At 70.7% G+C, this 20873-nt stretch carries 18 protein-coding genes; 10 read left to right on the top strand and 8 right to left on the bottom strand.

The window, feature by feature from the left end; all coding sequences use genetic code 11:
- Window positions 1–58: 58 nt before the first annotated feature.
- The 5 genes from EPL03_RS10860 (at window position 59) to EPL03_RS10880 (ending at window position 4824) form a co-directional block, all read left to right on the top strand.
- On the top strand, window positions 59–559 hold the full coding sequence (locus EPL03_RS10860; protein WP_210424981.1) for a YqaA family protein: 501 nt from the start codon (window positions 59–61) through the stop codon (window positions 557–559).
- A gap of 201 nt (window positions 560–760) precedes the next feature.
- Entirely contained in the window at window positions 761–1156 is a 396-nt protein-coding gene (locus EPL03_RS10865) for a prefoldin subunit beta (protein ID WP_135829330.1), read from the top strand.
- Window positions 1157–1438 (top strand): DUF3194 domain-containing protein, encoded by a 282-nt coding sequence (locus tag EPL03_RS10870; protein ID WP_135829331.1) that lies wholly within the window; start codon window positions 1157–1159, stop codon window positions 1436–1438. It abuts the gene before it with no gap.
- Between the two features lie 155 nt (window positions 1439–1593).
- Complete coding sequence (locus tag EPL03_RS10875; protein ID WP_135829332.1) at window positions 1594–3291, top strand: thiamine pyrophosphate-binding protein; 1698 nt, start codon at window positions 1594–1596, stop codon at window positions 3289–3291.
- Between the two features lie 135 nt (window positions 3292–3426).
- Entirely contained in the window at window positions 3427–4824 is a 1398-nt protein-coding gene (locus tag EPL03_RS10880; protein WP_135829333.1) for a tryptophanase, read from the top strand.
- 394 nt (window positions 4825–5218) lie between these two features.
- Here the strand turns inward: EPL03_RS10880 and EPL03_RS10885 are convergent, their stop codons facing one another.
- The 3 genes from EPL03_RS10885 to EPL03_RS19980 form a co-directional block, all read right to left on the bottom strand.
- Complete coding sequence (locus EPL03_RS10885; RefSeq protein WP_135829334.1) at window positions 5219–5494, bottom strand: DUF7553 family protein; 276 nt, start codon at window positions 5492–5494, stop codon at window positions 5219–5221.
- An 83-nt stretch (window positions 5495–5577) separates the two neighbouring features.
- Window positions 5578–6552, bottom strand: a complete 975-nt coding sequence (locus EPL03_RS10890) for an aldo/keto reductase (protein WP_135829335.1) — start codon at window positions 6550–6552, stop codon at window positions 5578–5580.
- Window positions 6553–6741: 189 nt separating this feature from the next.
- Window positions 6742–8955: an alpha-2-macroglobulin family protein gene (locus tag EPL03_RS19980; RefSeq protein ID WP_168216234.1), complete on the bottom strand. Its 2214-nt coding sequence runs from the start codon at window positions 8953–8955 to the stop codon at window positions 6742–6744.
- 200 nt (window positions 8956–9155) lie between these two features.
- Between EPL03_RS19980 and EPL03_RS10900 the strand changes: the two genes are divergently transcribed.
- Window positions 9156–10988, top strand: coding sequence for a cytochrome c oxidase subunit I (locus EPL03_RS10900; RefSeq protein WP_135829574.1), 1833 nt, complete (start codon window positions 9156–9158; stop codon window positions 10986–10988).
- 6 nt (window positions 10989–10994) lie between these two features.
- Here the strand turns inward: EPL03_RS10900 and EPL03_RS10905 are convergent, their stop codons facing one another.
- The 4 genes from EPL03_RS10905 to EPL03_RS10920 form a co-directional block, all read right to left on the bottom strand.
- The gene (locus EPL03_RS10905) at window positions 10995–11423 is read right to left on the bottom strand and encodes a CopG family ribbon-helix-helix protein (protein ID WP_135829336.1); all 429 of its coding nucleotides are present in this window, start codon (window positions 11421–11423) and stop codon (window positions 10995–10997) included.
- A 112-nt stretch (window positions 11424–11535) separates the two neighbouring features.
- Window positions 11536–11892 carry a DUF7522 family protein gene (locus EPL03_RS10910; protein WP_135829337.1) on the bottom strand — a complete coding sequence of 119 codons (357 nt, stop codon included), beginning with the start codon at window positions 11890–11892 and terminating at the stop codon, window positions 11536–11538.
- Between the two features lie 118 nt (window positions 11893–12010).
- Window positions 12011–15622: a PKD domain-containing protein gene (locus EPL03_RS10915; protein WP_135829338.1), complete on the bottom strand. Its 3612-nt coding sequence runs from the start codon at window positions 15620–15622 to the stop codon at window positions 12011–12013.
- Window positions 15623–15847: 225 nt separating this feature from the next.
- Entirely contained in the window at window positions 15848–17785 is a 1938-nt protein-coding gene (locus EPL03_RS10920; protein WP_135829339.1) for a DEAD/DEAH box helicase, read from the bottom strand.
- 164 nt (window positions 17786–17949) lie between these two features.
- Between EPL03_RS10920 and EPL03_RS19985 the strand changes: the two genes are divergently transcribed.
- Window positions 17950–18093, top strand: a complete 144-nt coding sequence (locus tag EPL03_RS19985; protein WP_168216235.1) for a hypothetical protein — start codon at window positions 17950–17952, stop codon at window positions 18091–18093.
- Window positions 18094–18219: 126 nt separating this feature from the next.
- Window positions 18220–18810 carry a NosD domain-containing protein gene (locus tag EPL03_RS10925; protein WP_135829340.1) on the top strand — a complete coding sequence of 197 codons (591 nt, stop codon included), beginning with the start codon at window positions 18220–18222 and terminating at the stop codon, window positions 18808–18810.
- A 339-nt stretch (window positions 18811–19149) separates the two neighbouring features.
- Here the strand turns inward: EPL03_RS10925 and EPL03_RS10930 are convergent, their stop codons facing one another.
- The gene (locus EPL03_RS10930) at window positions 19150–19488 is read right to left on the bottom strand and encodes a helix-turn-helix domain-containing protein (protein ID WP_135829341.1); all 339 of its coding nucleotides are present in this window, start codon (window positions 19486–19488) and stop codon (window positions 19150–19152) included.
- 100 nt (window positions 19489–19588) lie between these two features.
- Between EPL03_RS10930 and EPL03_RS10935 the strand changes: the two genes are divergently transcribed.
- Together EPL03_RS10935 and trpC are read left to right on the top strand one after the other, a co-directional pair.
- Window positions 19589–19945 carry a DNA-binding transcriptional response regulator gene (locus EPL03_RS10935; RefSeq protein WP_135829342.1) on the top strand — a complete coding sequence of 119 codons (357 nt, stop codon included), beginning with the start codon at window positions 19589–19591 and terminating at the stop codon, window positions 19943–19945.
- Between the two features lie 98 nt (window positions 19946–20043).
- Window positions 20044–20862: an indole-3-glycerol phosphate synthase gene (trpC, locus tag EPL03_RS10940; RefSeq protein ID WP_135829343.1), complete on the top strand. Its 819-nt coding sequence runs from the start codon at window positions 20044–20046 to the stop codon at window positions 20860–20862.
- Window positions 20863–20873 lie beyond the last annotated feature (11 nt).

Here is a 20873-nt window from a genome sequence, read left to right on the forward strand (position 1 = left end):
GTTCACGCCCAGCGTCCACGTGCTGTTCGAACTGCCGTCGTTCGGGGGGTTCGAGTGGATGGCGCGGCTCGTCGAGACCGCGACGGGATGGGTCGGGCTGGGCATCATCTTCGTCTACTCGTTTCTCATCGCGTTCGCGCTCCCCGGCGTGAGCGAGGTGGTGCTGGCCGCCCCGCTCGACCTGGGCCTCTCGGAGCCGGTCAAGTACGCGGTCATCATCGTCGTCAGCGGCCTCGGCAAGGCCGCCGGCAGCGTCCTGGCGTTCCACATCGGCCAGGAGGCCAAGGAGTCGGGACCCATCATCCGGTGGCTCCGGCGCTCGCGGTTCGACGTCATCGAGTGGTCCGAGCGCAAGACGGTGCAGGTCGCCCAGAAGTGGGGCTACCTCGGCATGGCGCTGGCGCTGTCGGTCCCCTTCTTCCCCGACACCATCTCCATCTACGCGTTCGCCATCCTCGAAGAGGACTACACCAAGTTCGCGCTGGCGACGTTCGCGGGGAGCGTGGGTCGACTCCTCGTCACGATGGGGCTCGTCGGCGGCGCGCTGCTCGCGTTCTGACGACGCCGGTTGCCGGACGGGGCACCGCACGCGGATACGCGCGACAACGACTCGGTGCGCTCGGCGAATCCAGCAGCGTCCCGGCGTCGGAGAGCGCGCCGAGGGCTTTCGAGAACCCGCCGTCACTCGGACTCGCCTCTCCGAACACCGTCGGCGGACCGAAAGCGGGGGTTTTTCAGTCCGGGTCGCGTCCGTCGAGGTATGCAGGGTAATCTGCCGCCGGAAGCACAGGAGAAACTCGAAGAGCTACAGGACCTCCAGGACACGGCCCAGCAAGTCGCGGTCCAGAAGAATCAGGCCGAGACCCAGCTCAACGAGGCCCGGACCGCGCTCGACGAGCTCGACGACATCGACGAGGACACCACGATGTACCGCGAGGTCGGCGAGCTGTTCGTCAAGACCGACTACGAGCAGGCCGAGTCCGACCTCGACGAGAAGGTCGACAGCCTCGAAATCCGCGTCGAGACCCTCGAAAAGCAGGAGGAGCGCGTCCAAGAGCAGTTCGAGAGCCTCCAGTCCGAGCTCCAGAACATGCTCGGCGGCGGTGGCGGCCCCGGCGGCCCGCAGGGACCGGGCATGGGCGGCCCCGGCGCATAGATGCCGACCGACGACGAGCGGGCCGCAGGCGACGACCAGTCCCCGACCGACGACGAGGTCGTCCGGACGGCCGCCGAGGCCGCCGAGGGACTCATCTTCTCGCGGCTGTCGAACTCGGCGGTTCGCGACGTCGACGTGACCGTCAACTTCGAGGACGGCATCCTCGACGTGGACGTCTACCTCAACGCGCCCGAGGCCGGCGACGAGGAGCAGGTCGCCGAGGACGCCGCGCTCGCGGCCCGGTCGGCGGTCGACGACCTGTTCGCCGACGTCGAGGACTGAGCCCCGGCCGGCGGTTTTTCGAGCGCCGCGCTCCCGACTACTCACGTTTTCGTCCCCGTCCGACGCTCTCCGGAAGCGACAGACCAAAGACGGCGGCTCGTGACTGTTAGTACCATGCCAGCGTCGCGAACCACCGCTCCACGACCGGAGGCACGATGACCGAGACCAACGAGGCGCTCGTCGACCAGTTGGAGGCCCTCGGCGTCGAGTACGTGTTCGGCTACCCCGGCGGTCGCGCCATCGAACTGCTCGACGAGCTCCCCGAGTCCGACGTGGACGTGGTCCGGCCCCGCGACGAGCGCGAGGGCAGCGTGATGGCCGAGGTGTACGGCCGGCTCACCCAGACGCCGGGCGTGCTCACCGGACAGGGGCCGTGGATCGGCAGTCTCGGCGCTATCGGCCAGATGGAGGCCCGGCTCTCCTCGTCGCCGATGGTGGTCCTGACCGAGGCCAGCGAGCGCGGCGACTACTCCACGCTCGCGCCCTACCAGCAGGCCCGGGGCGACTACGGCGGCCTCGACCTCCCCTCGATTCTCGACGGCGTGACCAAGGAACACTGGTTCCCCCGCTCGCCGACCGAGACCCTCCGGAGCGTCCAGTTGGCGTTCAAGCACGCCACCGCCGGCCGGCCCGGCCCCACGGCGGTCGTCCTCGACGGCGACGCCATCACCGAGGAGGTGCCCGACGAGTCGATTCCGCCGGTCTGGGACGCCGACGAGCAGGTCCGCAACTGGGACGCCGCGCCGACCGACGACGACGTGGCCGACGCCGCAGGCGCGCTCGCCGACGCCGAGCGTCCGGTGATAATCGCGGGCAACGGCGTCCACGCGGCGCAGGCCTACGACGAGTTGGAGGCGGTCGCCGAAGCCTACGACGCGGTCGTGACCACCTCGTATCTGGGCAAGTCCACCATTCCCGAGACCCACGACCTCGCGGCGGGCGTCATCGGCTCGTTCGGCCACGAGGGCGCGAATCAGGCCGTGAGCGAGGCCGACTGCCTGCTGGTGGTCGGCTGCCGGATGAACCCGATGGACACCAACTGGCAGGCCCCCGAGTTCGTCCGACCCGACGAGCAGACCATCGTCCACGCCGACGTGACCACGAAGAACGCGGGCTGGGTGTACCCCGCCGACGTGGGACTCATCGGCGACGCGACCCAGAGCCTGCGGGCGCTCGCCGAGGCCGGCGGCGGGGACAACGACTGGGCGCGCGACCGGGCCGCCGAGGCCCGCGAGTCGTTCCACGCGCCGGCCTGTGACTCCGACGCCTCGCCCATCAAGCCCCAGCGGGCGGTCACGGAGATAGAGCGCGTCGTCGACGAGGACACCATCGTCACGGCCGACTCGGGCAACAACCGCTTCTGGCTGCTCAACTACCTCCAGACGCCCGGCACCCGGACCTACTTCGGGTCGGGCGGCGTCGGCGGGATGGGCTGGGCCACGCCCGCCGCCGTCTCGGCCGCGATTACGACGGACCGCGACGTCATCGGCGTCGCGGGCGACGGCGGGTTCACGATGACGATGACCAGCGTCGAGACGGCCGTCGAGCAGGGCGTCGCGCCCACCTTCGTCGTGCTCAACGACACCAGCCTCGGGATGGTCCGCCAGATGCAGGACGGCGAGGACGACATCGCGGGCGTCGAGTTCCACGACACCGACTTCGTGACCGTCGCGGAGGGGTTCGGCGCGAACGGGGTGCGCGCGACCACGCCCGACGAACTCGCCGACGCGCTCCGGGAGGGGAAGGCCTCGGACGTGCCCACCGTCATCGACGCGCGCATCGACCGCGAGGAGGAGATGGCCGACCAGCTACAGTCGTCGTTCTACGCGGACGTGGGCGGCCTCCACGAATAGGTTCCCCCTCGCGGTCCCGCCCGCCGCCACACCCGTCGCGCGATGCCCAGACCCGTCGCCCAGTCGCCGTGACCAGTCACTGCCGAACGTGGCTGTCGCGCAAGTAATACGGTTCTCGCGGGCGATTTCGGTTTCATGCGAGCGTACAAGTCGAAGGTCGTCTCCCCGATTCGGTTGCCCGACCGCGAGGAACGAGTCGCCGCCCTCGAACGGGCGGGGTACAACGTCTTCGAACTCGACTCGGCGGACGTGTACGTCGACCTGCTGACCGACAGCGGGACGGGGACGATGAGCGAGTCCCAGTGGGCCGCGATGATGCGCGGCGACGAGGCCTACGCCGGCAGCGAGAGCTTCGACCGCCTGCAGGACGCGGTCTCCGAGGTGATGGGCTTCGAGCGCATCGTGCCCGCCCATCAGGGCCGGGGCGCGGAGAACGTCCTCTACGGCGCGCTGGTCTCGGAGGGCGACTACGTGCCGAACAACACCCACTTCGACACGACCCGGGCGCACGTCGCCAACAACGGGGCCGAGCCGGTCGACTGCCCGCTCGACGGCGCGCTCGGGGACGAATCCGGGGGCGACGCCGACGAACGCCGATTCCCGGGCGACCTCGACGTGGCGAAGGTGCGCGCCCTCGCCGACGAGGTGGGCAGCGAGCGCATTCCGGCCGTGGTCGTGACCCTCACGAACAACTCGCTGGCGGGCCAGCCTGTCGGCGTCGAGAACGTCCGCGAGGCCGCCGCAGTCGCGGACGACCTCGACGCCACGTTCGTCGTCGACGCCTGCCGGTTCGCCGAGAACGCCTACCTCGTCCGGGAGCGCGACCCCGAGTACGCCGACTGCTCGGTGGCCGAAATCGCGCGCGAACAGCTCTCGCACGCCGACGCGGTCGTGATGAGCGGCAAGAAAGACGGGCTGGTCAACGTCGGCGGGTTCGTCGGCATCCGCGACGACCCCGCGCTCGACGACCTCTACGAGCGCGCCCGCGAGCGTGGCATCCTGTTCGAGGGGTTCACGACCTACGGCGGGATGGCGGGCCGGGACGTCGAGGCGATGGCGGTCGGGCTCCGCGAGGCGGTCGAGGAGCGCTACGTCGCCGACCGCGTGGGGCAGGTCCAGCGCCTCGGCGACCTGCTGGCCGACCGCGACGTTCCGGTGGTCCGCCCGACCGGCGGCCACGCGGTGTACGTCCGCGCCGACGAGTTCCTGCCCGACATCCCCCGCGAGCAGTTCCCCGGGCAGGCGCTGGCCTGCGAACTCTATCGGGAGGGCGGCGTCCGCGCGGTCGAACTCGGCAGCTTCGCGTTCCCCGACGCCGACCGGCCGGAACTCGTCCGGCTCGCGCTCCCCCGCCGGACCTACGGCGCTGACCACCTCGACCACGTCGCCGAGACGTTCGACGCGGTGGCCGAGCGCCGCGACGCGGGCGAGATTTCTGGGCTGGAGATAGTCGACGAGCCGGGGATGCCCGAACTGCGCCACTTCAGCGCCCACCTCCGGCCGGTCGAGACGGAGGAGGCTGAGGCGGCGTGAGGGCCGCGGTTGCGGTGCGGGGCGGTCGTGGTGCGGGGCGGTTGCGGTGCGGGGCGGTCGTGGTGCGGGGCGGTTGCGGTACTGTGCGGTTTCATCGGTCGAGGCAGTAGTTTGCTTCTACCCCTCACGACGGCATCGACTACTACTCCGGCTACATCGACTACTACTCCGGCTACATCGACTACTACTCCGGCTACATCGACCGCTATTCCGGGTGATTCCGAGCTAGCTTCTCCCGACGCCTCTGAGAGACCGCAGCCTCGCCCTCCCCAGCCTCCTCACTCCCTCGCTCCGCTCGGTCGTTCGTCCCTCGCGCGCGTTACTCGCACGCGCCAAGCGGAAAATCTCGGAAATTCGCGTGTAGAAGATTCGCGTACTGCGTTTCGGCGGTTGCTCACACCCCGTCCACCGTCTCACGGTACGCCCGAACGTCCGCCAGCGCCTCGTCCACCGCCTCGGCTCCCTCGTCGTCCAGTTCGCCCCGCACGTCCTGCAACCCGTGTTCGAGGCGAGCGAGACTGCCGTGGTCCGGGCCGCGGTCGCCCTCGGCCATTCCGCGGACGCGCTCGGCGAAGCCGTCGAGTCGGTCGTCGGCGTCGGGGCTGGCCGCGCTCTCGCGGGCGGTTTCGAGCGATTCGGCGGCGCTTCGGAGCGGGTCGTCGTCGGTCACAATCGAACGTACGAACGAGGCGCGCAAAACCGTTTTCCTGTGGCGAGGTTCGGCACGGCGAACGCGACGACGGCGTTACCGTCTCACTCGTGACTCGACACCTCGACCGGCTCGTAGGGCTCTTCGAGGTACGCCATGTCGCCCGACGAGAGGTCGATTTCGAGCGCCTCCACCGCGTCTTCGAGGTGCTCGACGCTCGTGGTGCCCACGATGGGCGCGTCGACCCAGTCCTTGTGGAGGAGCCACGCCAGCGAAATCTGGGCCATCGTGACGCCCTTGTCGGCGGCGAGTTCGCCGACGCGCTCGTTTATCTCGTCGCCGCCGCCCTCCCGGTAGGGGTGCTCGTAGAGGTACTGCTCGGTCTCGCCCCGGGTCGTGGCGTCGATTTCCTCGTGGGGTCGGGCCAGGTACCCGCGCGCGAGCGGGCTCCACGGCAGCACGCCGATGCCCTCCTTCTCGCAGAGCGGGAGCATCTCGCGCTCCTCCTCGCGGTAGGCGAGGTTGTAGTGGTTCTGCATCGTGACGAACCGCTCCAGTCCCAGCGCGTCGCTCTTGTACAGCGCCTCCGCGAACTGGTGGGCCCACATCGAGGAGGCCCCGACGTACCGGACCTGCCCCCGGCGGACCGCGTCGTCGAGCGCGCGTAGCGTCTCCTCGATGGGCGTGTCGTAGTCCCAGCGGTGAATCTGGTAGAGGTCGACCGTCTCCATCCCGAGGCGGTCGAGCGACTTCCGTAGCTCCTGCTCGATGGCCTTCCGCGAGAGGCCGCCGGAGTTGGGGTCGTCGTCGTCCATCTGGAAGTAGCCCTTCGTGGCGACCACGCTCTCGTCGCGCCGGCCGTCGAGCGCCTCGCCCAGCACGCGCTCGCTCTCGCCGTTCGAGTACATGTTCGCCGTGTCGAAGAAGTTGATTCCCAGTTCGATGGCGCGCTCGATTATCTCCTCGCCCTCCTCGGGGTCGAGCACCCACGGCCGCCAGTCGCTCGACCCGAAGCTCATCGTCCCGAGACAGAGTCGACTGACCGTCGTGCCGGTGTCGCCCAGCGTGGTGTACTCCATGCCACCACCCTCGCGCGACGGGACCAAAAAGGTGGGCTCCCCGACAGCGGTCGTGTCAGATGTGTGGACCCGGCGGGATGCGAGTCCCCGAATAGCCCTCGACGCGAGCGCGCCTCGCCCGTTCAGTCCGCCCTCAGGTCGCGTCGCTCGGGACGAGCCCGCGGTCATTTCGCCGTGGCATCGCCGCGCTCACGCCACCGACCGGGCGACGTCGACCGCCTCACTGGCCTCGTCGGCCGACACGCTCTCGGGCGCGAACGCCGCCCGCTCGTAGATCGCGGTGAGTCGCTCCAGTCGTTCGAGTCTGTCGGCCGACAGGTCTGCCGCCCGGCAGTCGGCGTAAAACTCCCAGTGGGTGCGCGCGCCGGCCGGCCGGTCGACCCCGGCCTCGCCGGCGGCGAGTCGCCGCCGGACGGAGGCGTAGGCCGCTCCTGCGGCCGCATCGTACGCCCCGTCGTCGAGCGCCGCCGTCGCCGCGTCGAGGAACACCTCGGGCGAGCCCCAGCCGGCACCCCCGGACTCGCGCTCGCCGGCCCCGTCGTCGGGCGCGCCCGTCTCGGGCGAGAACGTGCCCGTCCGGAACCGCCAGACCGCCACCCCGACCGCCGCGACCCCCAGCAGGCCGGCCACGCCCAGTTCCAGGGGGTCGACCGGCAGGCCGCCGTCGGCCGACGAGCGCGGGACCCGCGCGGTCGCCCGGGCACGGTCGAGGTTGCCCGGCGAGGCGAACGCCGCGACTACCTGGAGCGCCGAGCCGTCGGTCTCGTTGGACGGGAGCCCGACGGTCGCTGCGAACCTGCCGGCGTCGTCGGTACTCACGTTGCCCGCGCTCGCGCCGTCCACCCGGAGCGCGACGGTCTCGTTGGCGACGGGCGCGCCGTCGCCCGCGACGAGCCGTCCGGTGACGAACGCGCTGGCTTCGAGCGGTTCCACGCGGGATATCGACAGCTCGGTGGGCGTGGACTCGACGCTCACGCTCGCGGACGCGTTCGCGGGAGCCAGCGCGGCCGGCCCGTCGAGCGCGTCGCTCTCGGCCGCCAGCAGGTCCGACCACGGCGTCCCGTCGGCTCCGCTCGCGCCCGACGGGCCGCCGGCCCGGTTCGCGCTCGCCGCCCGGGAGTCGTTCGCGCTCGCCGTCCCGTTCGAGTCGCCGACCGCGAGCCGGACACGGACCCGCCGCTCGCCGGCCGAGACGTTCGCCGGGAGCGGGGCCCTCGCGTCGAACGAGCCGTTCGCGTCGGTCGCCACGGTCGCGAGCGCGACGCCGTCCACGGTCACCGCCACCGGCACGTTCGGGACGCCCTCGCCGCCGGCCGCGACGGTGCCGGCGACGCGGAAGGGGTCGCCGTAGCCGACCGATTCGGTGTGGGTCGCGATTGCGACCGTCGGGCTGACGCGCTCGACCGCGAACGTCACGGCGTCGCTCGCGCGGCGGTACGCCGAGTCGTTGGCGGGCAGGAACCACACCGTCCGGTCGCGCTCGCCCGCCGCGTCGAGCGTGGGTCGGTAGTCGAACGCGAACCCGCCGGTCGCGTCGGTGGTCGCGTCGTAGACCTGCCCGCCGACCGCGACCGTGACGGTCTCGTTCGCCAGCGGGTCGCCGTCGGCGGTCCGGAGTTGCCCGGCCAGCCTCACGGGGTCGGCGAACGACCCCGACGGGTCGTCGGCGATGACGTTCAGCCGCGTCCGGACGAGCGTCCGGTCGCGGACGCTCACCTGCGAGGCCGTGACGTTGTCCCGGACCCGGGCGACGGTCCGACTGCGGTTCGCCTCCTCGACGCGTTCGGCCGACCCGAGTTCGGCGTCGCTCCCGTCGAGCAGTCGGGCCGAGCGGTTCACCGCGGCCGCGTGGCGTTCGAGTCGGTGGGCGAGCCGACGCTCGCGGTCGGTGCGATTACCCTCCCGGGCGCGCTCGTACGCCCCGTGGGCGTCGCGGTACCGCTGGACGTCGGCGAAGAACTGGCGCTGGGCCGCCCCGAGGGCGTCGCTCCCCTCGACCTGCCGGTCGCCGGCTCCCTCGCCGTACTGGGCGGCGAGGTCGGCGAGTTCGGGGTCGCTCTCGACGAGTTCGCGGGCGCGCCGGCGGTCCTCGTCGCTGAGGTCGACGCCCCCGGCTCCGCCGACCTCCCGAGCGAGCCACTCCTCGACCGCGCCGGGCGCGGACTCGTCGGCGACCTCGTCGGGGTCGCGGTGTGCGACCGAGGAGTTGTTCCCGGGGGTCTCTTGGGCGGGCGCGGTCGACGCTCCGGCGAGCGCGGCCGGCGCTCGGACGCCGCCGTCCGCGGGTCGGTCGGTCGCGTCGCTGCCGGCGTCGAGCGTCCCGACCGCCCCCGCGACGGGCCAGGCGGTCGCCAGCAGGACCGCGACGACTATCCACCCGGCGGTTCCCACGCCCCGTTCCACATCCCGAGTACCCCGGCCACGCTAATACGTCTGATGGAGGGCCCGGTCGTGCGCGCCGGACTCGTCGGGCCGACCGCCCGGGTCGGACGCTCGCCGGGCCGAACCGCTCAGACTTCAAAGAAACAGCCCAACCTTTCTTTATCGTGTAGTCCGCACGATGGAGTATGGTAGAAGTCGGGGCGTTCGCACTCACTGTCGTCATGGGGGTCCTCCTCCTCGCGGTGGCCGCCTACGTCCTGCGGCTCGAAGACTGGCGGTCGTACGCGCCACTCGGGAGCGGGGCGGGCGGGTACGGCGACCGCGGGGAGACAGGCCACGAGGAAAAGCCCGGGGGGCTCGTGCGCTGGCTGACGACGGTCGACCACAAGGACATCGGCCTGCTGTACGGCACCTTCGGCATCGTCGCGTTCGCGTGGGGCGGCATCAACATCGTGCTGATGCGGACCGAACTCCTGACGCCGGAGTCGGTCGTCGTGGGGGCGAACTTCTACAACTCGCTGCTGACTTCCCACGGCATCACGATGCTGTTTTTGTTCGGGACGCCCATCCTCGCCGCCTTCGGCAACTACTTCATCCCGCTGTTGATCGGGGCCGACGACATGGCGTTCCCCCGCATCAACGCCATCGCGTTCTGGCTGCTCCCGCCGGGGGCGTTGCTCATCTGGGGCGGCTTCTTCGCCGCGCCCCTGGGCGTCGGCGTCGAGCCCGCCCAGACCGCGTGGACGATGTACACGCCCCTCTCGGTCGAGCAGGCCAATCCGGGCGTCGACCTGATGCTTCTGGGACTCCACCTGACCGGGGTGTCGGCGACGATGGGCGCGATCAACTTCGTCGCGACCATCTTCACCGAGCGCGGCGAGGACGTCGGCTGGGCGAACCTCGACATCTTCTCGTGGACCATGATAACCCAGTCGGGCATCATCCTGTTCGCGTTCCCGCTGCTGGGGAGCGTCCTCGTCATGCTGTTGCTCGACCGTAACTTCGGGACGACGTTCTTCGCGGTCGAGGGCGGCGGGTCGCTGCTCTACCAGCACCTGTTCTGGTTCTTCGGGCATCCGGAGGTGTACATCCTCGTTCTCCCGCCGATGGGGCTGGTGAGCCTGATTTTGCCCAGATTCTCGGGCCGGAAGCTGTTCGGGTTCAAGTTCGTCGTCTACTCGACGCTGGCCATCGGCGTGTTGAGCTTCGGCGTCTGGGCCCACCACATGTTCGCCGCGGGGATGGACCCCCGCGTCCGGGGGAGTTTCATGGCGGTATCGCTGGCCATCGCGGTGCCCTCGGCGGTCAAGACGTTCAACTGGATCACCACCATGTGGAACGGCCGCTTGCGGCTGACCACGCCCATGCTGTTTTGCGTCGGCTTCGTCCAGAACTTCATCATCGGCGGCGTCACCGGCATCTTCCTCGCTTCGGTCCCCGTGGACCTCGTGCTCCACGACACCTACTACGTGGTCGGACACTTCCACTTCATCGTGATGGGGGCCATCGCTGTCGCGGGCTTCGCGGGCATCTACTACTGGTTCCCGCTGTACACCGGCCGGATGTACCAGCAGACCCTGGGAAAGATACACTTCTGGCTCACGATGGTCGGGTCGAACGTGGTGTTTTTCGCCCTGCTGATACTGGGCTACGGCGGGATGCCCCGGCGGTACGCCACCTACCTCCCGCAGTTCCAGGACCTCCACGTGGTCGCGGGTGCCGGGACCTTCCTGCTGGCGTTCGGCCAGCTCGTCTTCGTCTACAACCTCGTCATCTCGTGGCTGGAGGGCCCGCCGGTCGAGGGCGGCGACCCGTGGAACCTCGAAGGCGACGGGCTCAAGACCCGCGAGTGGGCGTGGTTCGAGCGCAAGCGCGAGACCGCCATCACCGACGGTGGCGAGGACGAGGTGGCGACGGACGGCGGCGACGAGTCGGTCGCCCGCGGGGACGCTGACGACGCGAGCGGGTCCGACGACCCGGCCGGACCGAGCGACGCGGACGGACGGGACGGCGCGGGCGAATCGAGCGACGCGGGCGAGCCCGACCGAGAGTGATCGGCGTCACTCCGCGTTCGCGAACGGACCGACCTCGTCGACCGGAATCACCGAGTAGTCGACCGTGAGGGTGTCCTGGGTCGCGCGTATCTTGCCCACGAACGTCGAGATGGTCTCGAGGTCGCCTTCGAGGATGAACAGCTCCATGCAGTAGTGGTCGCCGACGTGGTTGTGGACGTTCGAGGCGACCAGCCCGTCGTACTCGTGGCGGAGCCGGATCATCCGCTCCTCGACGGTGGTGCTCTCGTAGTTGAACAACACGGTGACCACGCCCATCAGGTCCCGCTCTTCGAGCTTCCGGTCCTCGAACTCCCCGAGCAGGTTGCGGGCGGCCTCGCGGAACACCTCGCTCCGTCCGGTGTAGCCGTGTTCCTCGGAGAACTCGTCGACGCGGTCGAGCAGTTCGTCGGGCATCGAGATGCTGACGACGGCCATATGTTAACTGAACGCCGCCGCGTTGATACGCTTTGTTACTACGGCCGCGCTATAGGGCGGCCAGTTAGCAACCGCGGGGCCGGGGCGACCGCCGAACGCGGCCGCGGCGGGCTCAGAGCTGGTCGATGCACTCGTCCATGAACGCGTTCAGCTGGCGCGCGGCGTTCGGGTCGAGCGTCACGACGATGCCCCGCGACTGCGCCAGCGGGAAGTGCATCACGACCGCGTCCTCGAACGACCGGACCGTGCCGTTGAGCTCGCCGAACGGGAACGTCCGCCGTTCGCGCGACCGCGACTCGTGTCGGAGGTACTGCACCGCCCGTTCGGCGTCGGACTCGACGTCCGAGCGGTCGCCGCGCGCGAACAGGACGTCGGTCTCGTCCTCGCCGTAGCACACCACCCTGCGGAGGTCGTCGCCGACTCGCCGCCGCAGGTACTCGACGAGTTGCGGGGCGCTCGCTGGCTGCACGGCCGGGATTTGGCGGGGTCGCGGGATTAGTTTTTTGGTCGTCGGAGTTCCGAACGATTAAACCGACTGCCGTCTCGTTCAACCCGAGGCGGCCCGTAATCCCGGTGGCCGGTCCGGCCTACCGTCGCGCCCGGGCCACCAGCAGGGCCGCGAGCAGCGCGGCGACCGCCGCGCCGACACCGAAGCCGGGCACGCCGGGCGCGTCCGGCGCGATGCCGTCGCCGCCCTCGGCCGACTCGACGTCGAGAGTCGCAGTCTCGCCGTCGACGTCGACCTCGTAGCTCCCGGGCGCGTCGACCTCGCGGACGAAGCTGACCCGCTCGGTCTCGCCGCCCGCCACCGCGACGGTCTCGGTCGCGAGTTGCTCGCCGAACATGGTGAGCGCGACCGTGCGCTCGCCGGCCTCGTCGCCCGCGTTCTCGACCGTCGCGCGTATCTCGACCGACCCGCCCGCCGCGATGGTCGAGGCGTTCAGCGACACGTCGGTCACCGACAGGTCGGCCGGCTCGGGCTCGGCGACCGCGAGCGTCCCGGCCGACCGGTTCCCGACCGCCACCTCGTAGGAGCCGGGCGTCGGCGCGGTCCCCGAGAGGGTCAGCTCCTGGGCCTCGCCGGGGCCGAGTTCGACCGTCTCGGAGGCGACCACGCTCCCCGCGAGGGTGAGGTTCACCGTCTCGGTCCGGGCGGTCGAGCCGCCGTTCTCGACCGACGCGTTCGCCGCGACGGGCTCGCCGGCCGTCACGCCGTCGCTCGCCAGTTCGACGTCGGTCACCGCCAGCCCGGCCGTTGCGCCCACCGCGAGCGCGCCGGGGCCGTCGACGGTGGCCTCCAGCCGGTAGGCGTCGTCGGTCGTCTCGACGACCGTCGCGTCGAGTTCCGTCCACGTCCCGTCGTAGCCGTAGGCCGTCACGTCCTCCGCTCGGGCGTACTCGCCGAGCGCGCTCCGCTCGACCGCGAACGTCACGGTGGCGTTCTCGACGCCCGAGTCGACGTACTCCACGTCGAGGTCGAGGTACGCCAGCGTCTCGTCCGGCGGGGTCGCGTCGCCCGCGTCCGTCCCGGTCGAGTCGTCCCCGGTCGCGTCCGCTCCGCCCAGCGCGGGCGCGTCCTCGGGCGCGCCGGCGCTCGCGACGGTCCGAACGACGACGTGAGGGTCGTCGTCGCCGACGTTCAGGGCGAGGGTTCGGAACCGGACGCCGGTGTCGTCGGCCACCTCGCTGGCGGGCAGGTCCGACCGGATCGCCTCGTCGCCGCGAGCGTTGCGCACGTCGATGGCGGCCTCGTTCGGGCCGACCCGCTCGGTCTCGGTCAGGACCGGCGGCGGGCCGAGGCTCACGGAGCCGCCGCCACCGCTACTGCCGCCACCACCGCCCTGGGCCTGCTCGTTCGACTCGACCGCGACGGTGGCGGTGGCGGTGGCGGCGCTCCCCTCGTCGTCGACGACGTTGACCGTCGCGTCGTAGGTCCCGCCGCTGCCGTAGGTCGTCTCGATGCTGGCGTTGTCGGTCGTGTTGCGCTCGAACTCGCCGTCGCCGTCGACGTCCCACTCGTACCGCGCGATGGCACCGTCGTCGGTCGAGTTGCTCGCGTCGAGGGTCACCGTCTCGTCGACGTCGGCGTCGGCGGGGTCGGCCGACAGCGCCGCGTTCGGCGTGCCGGTGACCGCGACCGCCGCGCTGGTCGAGGTCGTCCGGCCGGTCGCGTCCTCGACCACGAGTTCGACCGTGGCGTTCCCCTGGTCGTCGAACGAGTGGGTCGCCTGCGGGCCGGCCTTCTCGGTCGCGTTGCCGCCGCCGGCGAACGTCCACGCGTAGGTCAACTCGCTCTCGTCGGTCGCGTTCGCCGACACCGCGAGCGACCCGGCGACCGACACCTCGGACGGGACGTCTATCGACTCGATGACCGGGGCGCTCCCCTCGCGCACCGAGACGGTGCGGTTCGCGACGTCGGCGTTGCCGTGGTTGTCGGTGACGGTCAGGGTCGCGTTCCGCTCGCCGGGGTCGTCGTAGGTCCACTCGACCCGTGGGCCCGTCTCCTCGGGCGCGCCATCGCCGTCGAAGTCCCACTCGTAGGAGACGAGTTCGCCGTGTTCGTCGCTGCTCGCGGTCCCGTCGAAGGTGACGGGCGCGCCGGCCTCGACCTCCGCGGGCGTCGCCGACGCCGCCGCCTCCGGGTCGTCCTCGGCGACGACGGTGACCGTCTTCGTGACGGCGTCGGTCTTCCCGCTGCGGTCGGTCACCGTCAGCGTCACCTCCTTGCCGCCCGGCGAGTCGAAGCTCCGGTCGACCCGCTCGCCGGTCGCGTTCTCCCCGTCGATGGTCCACTCGTACGAGGCGATGCCGACGTTGTCCGAACTCGCCGACGCGTTGAATCCGAGCGACTCGCCCACGACGTGGTGGTCCTCGTCGCCCACGTCGTCCTCGACCGCGAACGCGGCGCTGGGCGGCTGGTCGGCCCCGACCTCGACCGTCGTGCTCGCCGACGTGGTCTCGCTGCCGTCGAGGACCGTCACGCCGGCCTGTCGGTCGCCCGCACTCCCGTAGGCGTGCGAGACGGTGTTGTCCGAGGTGTTGGCCTCCGGTCGGCCGTCGCCGTCGAAGTCCCACCGGTACTCGTCGGCACCGCCGGGCGCGGTGAACGTCACGTTCCGGTCGACCTCGACCGGGTTCGGACTCGCCTCGATGGACGCGTGGAGGCAGTTCGCGCCCCGCTCGATGACCAGCGGCTCGCCCATCACGAGGTCGAGCTGCTCGCCGTTCGTGGTGCCGTCGTTGGTCCGGACCTCCCACTCCTCGATGCCGGAGAAGGAGTTGGTGATGGTCACGCGCTCGCCCGAGTCGAGGTTCTCGAAGCCCCGGTAGGCCCCGCCGTCGGAGCCGTGCTTGACGGTGCCCTGGCTGTTCTCCCAGGCGTCCCACGACCAGTCGATGCTGAAGTAGCCGCCGTCGAACGTTTCGAGGGGCTCGCCGGTCCCGTTCTCGACGTAGCCGGCCTCGCGGTGACCGTACCGGGTCCCCTCGGCGTCGACGTAGTAGTCGTCCATCCCGGGCTTGGGGTACATGTCGTCGATGTACGCCCACTCGCCGTCCGGAAGCCCCACCGCGTCGCCCCCGGTGACGAACTCCCACGATATCTCGCCGTCGCCGGGCGCGCGCTCGAAGAAGCCGTCACCGAGGATGTTGCCGTAGATGCCGTTGTACGGGCGGTGAGAGGCGGTACCGATGTTCTCGTAGAGCTTGTCGTGGCGGGCCACGAGGCTCACCTCGCCGTCGGCGTTCTCGTAGAAGAACAGGTGGCTGTGGTTGTTCTCCGACCAGTTGTACAGCCCGTAGGTGGCGTCCTCCCACGGCTCCCACCGGTACTGGGTGTTGAGATACGGCGCGTAGTAGGGCGTCTGGCCCGTCCCGTCGCCGCCCCGATAGCGGTAGTCCATGATGGACTCGACGGTGACCGGCCCGTTCCAGTCGGGGTTCTCGTACGGGCCGGTCACGTCGCCGACCTCGTTGCTGCCCCGCTTGCGGACCTCCGGCACCATCTTCTCGTGGTCGTGCGTGAAGGTGTCCACCTCGTAGCAGACGTCCGTGCCGGGCTGGCTGAGCGTGAACGTCTCGCCGCCGTGGCTGTTGGCGGCGGCGGTTCCGACGAATCCTGTTCCGCCCAGCGGAAGCGCCGACGCGACCAGCAAGACAGTCAGCGACAGGCTCAGTATCGTAGCTCTCTCGGGGGTCATCGGACTGATGACCAACCGTATTCCGGTGTTTCCCTTTGTTATGGCCTCGCTGGCGGGGCCACTCGGCAGTGACTACCCGAGGACAGCGGCGGCGTAACGTCGGCGCGAAATCGAAGGCCCGGCCTGTCGGTCGGGTTCGCCCCGACGCCGCCGCCGGGTCGGCGTCCCGGCACGGCCGACGGTCCGACGGGCGGCCGGAAGGGACGGCGTACCCGGCGAGGAGGCCTACGGTCGTCGGTCCTCGACGGCCGCCGCGTCGCGTTCGGTCACCCGGACGCCCTTCGACGAGAGGTGTTGCATGCGCTGGCGGGCGAAGTCCTCCTCGGTGGTGCCCCGGGTGGCGAGGACGTACATCCGCGCGCTGCCGGTGGGTCGCATGGTCCGGCCCGCCCGCTGTGCGCCCTGTCGGCGGGAGCCGCCCAGCCCCGACGCCACGATAGCGAGTTCGGCGTCGGGCAGGTCGATGCCCTCGTCGCCGACGCGCGAGACCACCAGAAGGTCGCGCTGGCCCGACCGGAACTCCTGTAGCAGGTGCTCGCGCCGGGCGTGGCGCATCTCGCCCGAGACGAACGGGGCGTTGAGCGCCTCGGCGAGTTCCTCGCCCTGGTCGAGGTACTCCACGAATATCAGGGCCTTCGCCCCCGGGTGCTCCGACAGGAGGTACCGAATCTCGCGCAGCTTGGCGGGGTTGCTCGCGGCGGCCTGGCGCTTCTCGTGGCCCACCGTGCTGGCGTACTCGCTCCGGGCGGCCTCGTCGTCCCACGGCACGTACCGTATCTGGACCGCCGGCTCCTGGACGTAGCCGGCCTCGAACAGCGCGTCCCAGTCGGTGCCGATGGGCGGGCCGACGAGGGTGAAGATGTCCTCCTCGCGGTCGTCCTCGCGGACCGGCGTCGCGCTGAGCCCCAACCGATGTTTGCTCTGGAGGTCGGCCGACCGCCGGAAGACGTTGCTGGGGATGTGCTGGCACTCGTCGTAGATAATCAGCCCCCACTCGCGGCTGTCGAACAGCTGTCGATGGCGGTCCATCCCGGCGGTCTGGTAGGTCGCTATCGTGACCGGCCGGACCTCTTTGGTGCCGCCGTGGTACTCGCCGACCTGCTCGTCGGCGAGGTCGGTGTGGGCGAGCAGTTCGTCGTGCCACTGGCCGGCGAGTTCGCGGCTCGGCACGAGAATCAGGGTCTCGCCGCCGACCGCCTCGATGGCTCCCATGCCGGCCACTGTCTTGCCCGACCCCGGCGGGCCGACCAGCACGCCCGACTTCCGGTCGACGAACGCCGCGACCCACTCGCGCTGGTAGGGTCGCAGGTCGAGGTGAAGGGTCACGTCCAGGGGCTCGCCCGTCTCCAGTTCGCGGTCGTCCTGCACGGGGTAGCCCGCCTCGTAGAGGACGCGCTTGACCTCGGCGACCGCGTCCTCGGCGACCCAGCTCTCGCTGTCGGAGATGGGCGCGCGGAGCTGGTCGCCGTCGAGTTTCTGGCGGGCGACGTTGCCCATCAGGTCGTCGCTGGCGGCGTCGAGGACGACGTAGCCGTCCTCGTGGGTCCGGAGGGTGAACCGGTGGGCGCGTCTCCACTGGCTTTCGAGCCACTCTTCGAGGTGGGGTTCCCGTCGGGCCAGCACGTCCCGGACGGTGGCTACCAGCCCCTCGAAGTCGTCGAACGGCGCGGCCCACACGTCCTCCTGGCGGATTTCGTACCGGTAGCTGCCGGTCGGCGTGGTGTCGGTGAGGTGGGCGAACTGCGAGAGCTGTGCGCGGGTGAACTGGGTGGGCTGGTCGACGACCAGCTCGCGGCGCTCGGGGAACGCCACCACGCGCTCGCGGTCGGCCAGTTTCCCCCAGTCGGTCGGATACCACACCACGGGGTCGGTCGAGACGTCGAGGCGCTCGACGCCCTCGTTCGCCGAGAGCGCGTCGAGCGCCTCGTCGGTCTCGGCCTGCGAGCGGTCGAGCGTGCGCGCGACCTCCCCGGCGGTCACGACCGGGCGACCCAACTCCTCGACCGCGTCGTGGAACGACTCCACGTCGACGGCGTCCGCCCCGTCGTCGGCCGACTCTCCTGACCCGCCCGGCGAGTCGTCGGCCGACTCGTCCGACGATGCCGGCCCGTCCCCGCCGGACGCCGGCGACCCGTTCGGCGACTCGTCCTCGGTATCGGTCATCGACGCCGGGTAGGAGCGTCGGGACTAAACGCGTTGCGTTATAAAGAACCCCGCCCTCGCATTGAAAAAGCGGCCGGATTTTCCGGTATCTGGCCACAAGGCTTATTTATTCAGGCTGACAGCCGGAGTAACATTTGAGTGGTGGGGGTTTGACAGGGGCAGGTATGGAAACGGAAATCGCGGCCATCGAACGCTGTGCGTACTGTCGGGAGTACGTTCCGATAACGGTACTGCCGGTCGGTGGGGCCGACGGACCCATCTCGGGCGAGGTGGCGGTCTGCGAGGCGTGTCGGGGCGACGGCCAGTAGCGCGCGACGGACCCCTCCCGCGGGCGCGCAGAGAGCCGCGTTAGTCCCGACGTACCGACCCGCTCGGCGTTCGGGCCGGCCCGAGCGCCCGGAGGGTATAACTGTGCGTCCGTCGTGGCCGGGTGCATGACGCGTCTCGCCCCTCGCACGCTCGCGGTTCTGGCGGTCCTCGCGGTCGCCGTCCCGCTGTTCGCGCTCGGTTCCGCTCCGGGGCTGGCGCTCGCACCGCCCCTCGACGCGGACCGCGCGGCCCAGACCGCCGTCGACTCGTGTACGACCATCGACCGACCCGGAACCTACGTGCTCGCCGCCGACGTCGAGAACGGCGGCGGGACCCCGATTTCGGGGACCTGCATCGAGATCACCGCCGACGACGTGACCCTCGACGGCGACGGCCGGACCGTCGGCGGACGCGGCGTGAGCCACACCACGGCGGTCGGCGTGGTCGGCGCGGACAACGTGACGGTCCGGAACCTGTCGGCGTCGGACTGGCACGCCGGCGTGCGCGTGGCCAACGGCTCGGCGACGGTCCGGAACGTCACCGTCTCGGCCAACGCCTACGGCGTCCGGCTCGTCGACGCCTCCGGGAGTACCGTCGAGGACAGCACCGTCGCGGACAACCTCGTCGGCGTCCACGCGAGCGCGTCCGACGTGACGCTGGCGGACAACGACCTCTCGGGCAACGAGATATCGGTCGAGCGCGACGGGGGCGAGTGAGGTGCTGTCGCGGGTGCGGACGCGGGGGGCAGTCGTGAGCCCGGTTGCGATGGCGGATGTGGACGCGGTCGCCGTGGCGGGCCGGTGCGGTTCTGATTGGCGCAAGCATCGCAGTCGTGGCTGTGGCGGGTGGTGCTGTCAGTAGTGCAAGCATCACAGCGGTCGCGGTTGCGCGTGTCGTCGCGTCAAACGGTCGTTCGCTTGCCGGGACCGGTGCAGGCTCGGCGGCGATTCGGCCCTAGTCGCTGCCGCGTCCGACGGAGACCGCCCGGCACCGCAACCACACAGCGCCTCTCGGAGCGAGTGACCGGTTCGCCGCGCGTATCGGACACGACTCGGTCACTCGCCGCCGCTCGACCACGTCCGGGCGCGGGTCCGGTCGTCCGCGAGCGCGATGCGGGCGTCGACGCCGGCCGCGTCGACCTCGACGGCCACGCGCTCGATTTCGGTCTCGTACACCCGGTAGTGGTTGCCGTCGGCGTCGATGCGGGTGTGCTCGACGAGCAGCCCGCAGTCGACCAGGTCGGGCAGCCGGCGGTAGAGCGTCGAGTCGGGGATGGCGAACGCCTCGCGCATTCGTTCGACCGACGCGGGGCCCGAACTCGCGGCCGCCAGCACGGCGCAGGTGTATCTGTCGAGCAGTTCGACGGCGTCGACCACGGTTCCATCTTCGCTCACGACACACGATTTCGTCGTGTACACCAAATGACTGGTCGGGCGTTCCCGGGAGTGGGAACGCCCACCCGTTCTTTTCACGGAGCCGCGAGTCCGCGCGAACGTGTCATCTAGCAGTCGTGAGTTCGCGGTGATGGTCGTCGAACCCGACGACGCGGTTCGGACGCTGTTCGTCGAGTGGTGTGCGGAGTACGGGCGAGCGGTGGGCGCGACCACCGTCGAGGAGGCGCTGTCGACCCCCGGCACGTTCGACGCGGTGTTCACCGAACGACGCCTTCCGGACGGGACGAGTCGGACGTTGGGGCGGCGACTCAGGGAGCGAAACCGCGAATGCTACGTCGCGCTCGTCACCAGCACGCGACCGCGACGCGACGCCCCTGACCTGCCGCTCGACGACTACCTCCGCAAGCCGGTGTCCAAGCGCGACATCCGACTCGCGCTCGAACGCGCGGTCGAGTAGCGCCCCAGTTTCCGCTCGACCTCGGCGGGCCGTGCGGCGTCGACTCCCGGGACGCCGCTGGCGCAAGCCTTATGTACAATTCCGTCCGTCAATGCACAATGATGGACGACACGAAGCTCGCGCCCGCCGTCGCCTCCATCCTGCGGGCCGCCGAGGCCCGAGGCGACCCGGCGGGCGGTCCCGTCTCGGTCGACCCCCGCTCGCTCCCCCGAGCGCTGGCCGACGCGGAAGCCGACGGGCGCACCCCGATTATCGCCGAGGTGAAGCCGACCAGTCCGACGACCGAGGGGACCCGGGAGGCCGACCCGGTCGAGTTGGCCCGCCGGATGGTCGCGGGCGGCGCGGCCGCGCTGTCGGTGCTGACCGAACCCGACCACTTCGAGGGGTCGCCCGAGAACCTCCGGCGGGTCCGCGAGGCCGTGGACGTGCCGGTCCTTCGCAAGGATTTTCTCGTCCGCGAGGCCCAACTCGACACCGTGGCGGCCGACGCGGTCCTGCTCATCGCCCGGTTCGTCGGCGAGGACCTCCCGGACCTCGTCGCGGCCGCGCGCGACCGGGGCTTCCAGCCGCTCGTCGAGGTCCACGACCGCGCGGAACTCCGGGCGGCCGTCGAGGCCGGCGCGGAGCTGATCGGCGTGAACAACCGCGACTTGGCGCGACTGGAGGTCGACCTCGGAACCTTCGAGAGAGTGGGCCGTGAAGCGCGGCGACTCGCTCGCCGCGAACAGTCGAGCGGTGACGCCGCGAGACCAGCGCCCGACGACGTGACCCTCGTCGCCGAGAGCGGCATCTCGACGCCCGAGGACGCGCGCCGGATGCGAGCGGCGGGAGCCGACGGCCTGTTGGTCGGGAGCGCGATAATGGACGGCGACGTCACGGAGAACGCGCGGCGACTGACGCGAGCGGAGCGAACGTGAGGAGAGTACCA

The organism is Halorussus halobius (genome assembly GCF_004765805.1).
Classification (GTDB): domain Archaea; phylum Halobacteriota; class Halobacteria; order Halobacteriales; family Haladaptataceae; genus Halorussus; species Halorussus halobius.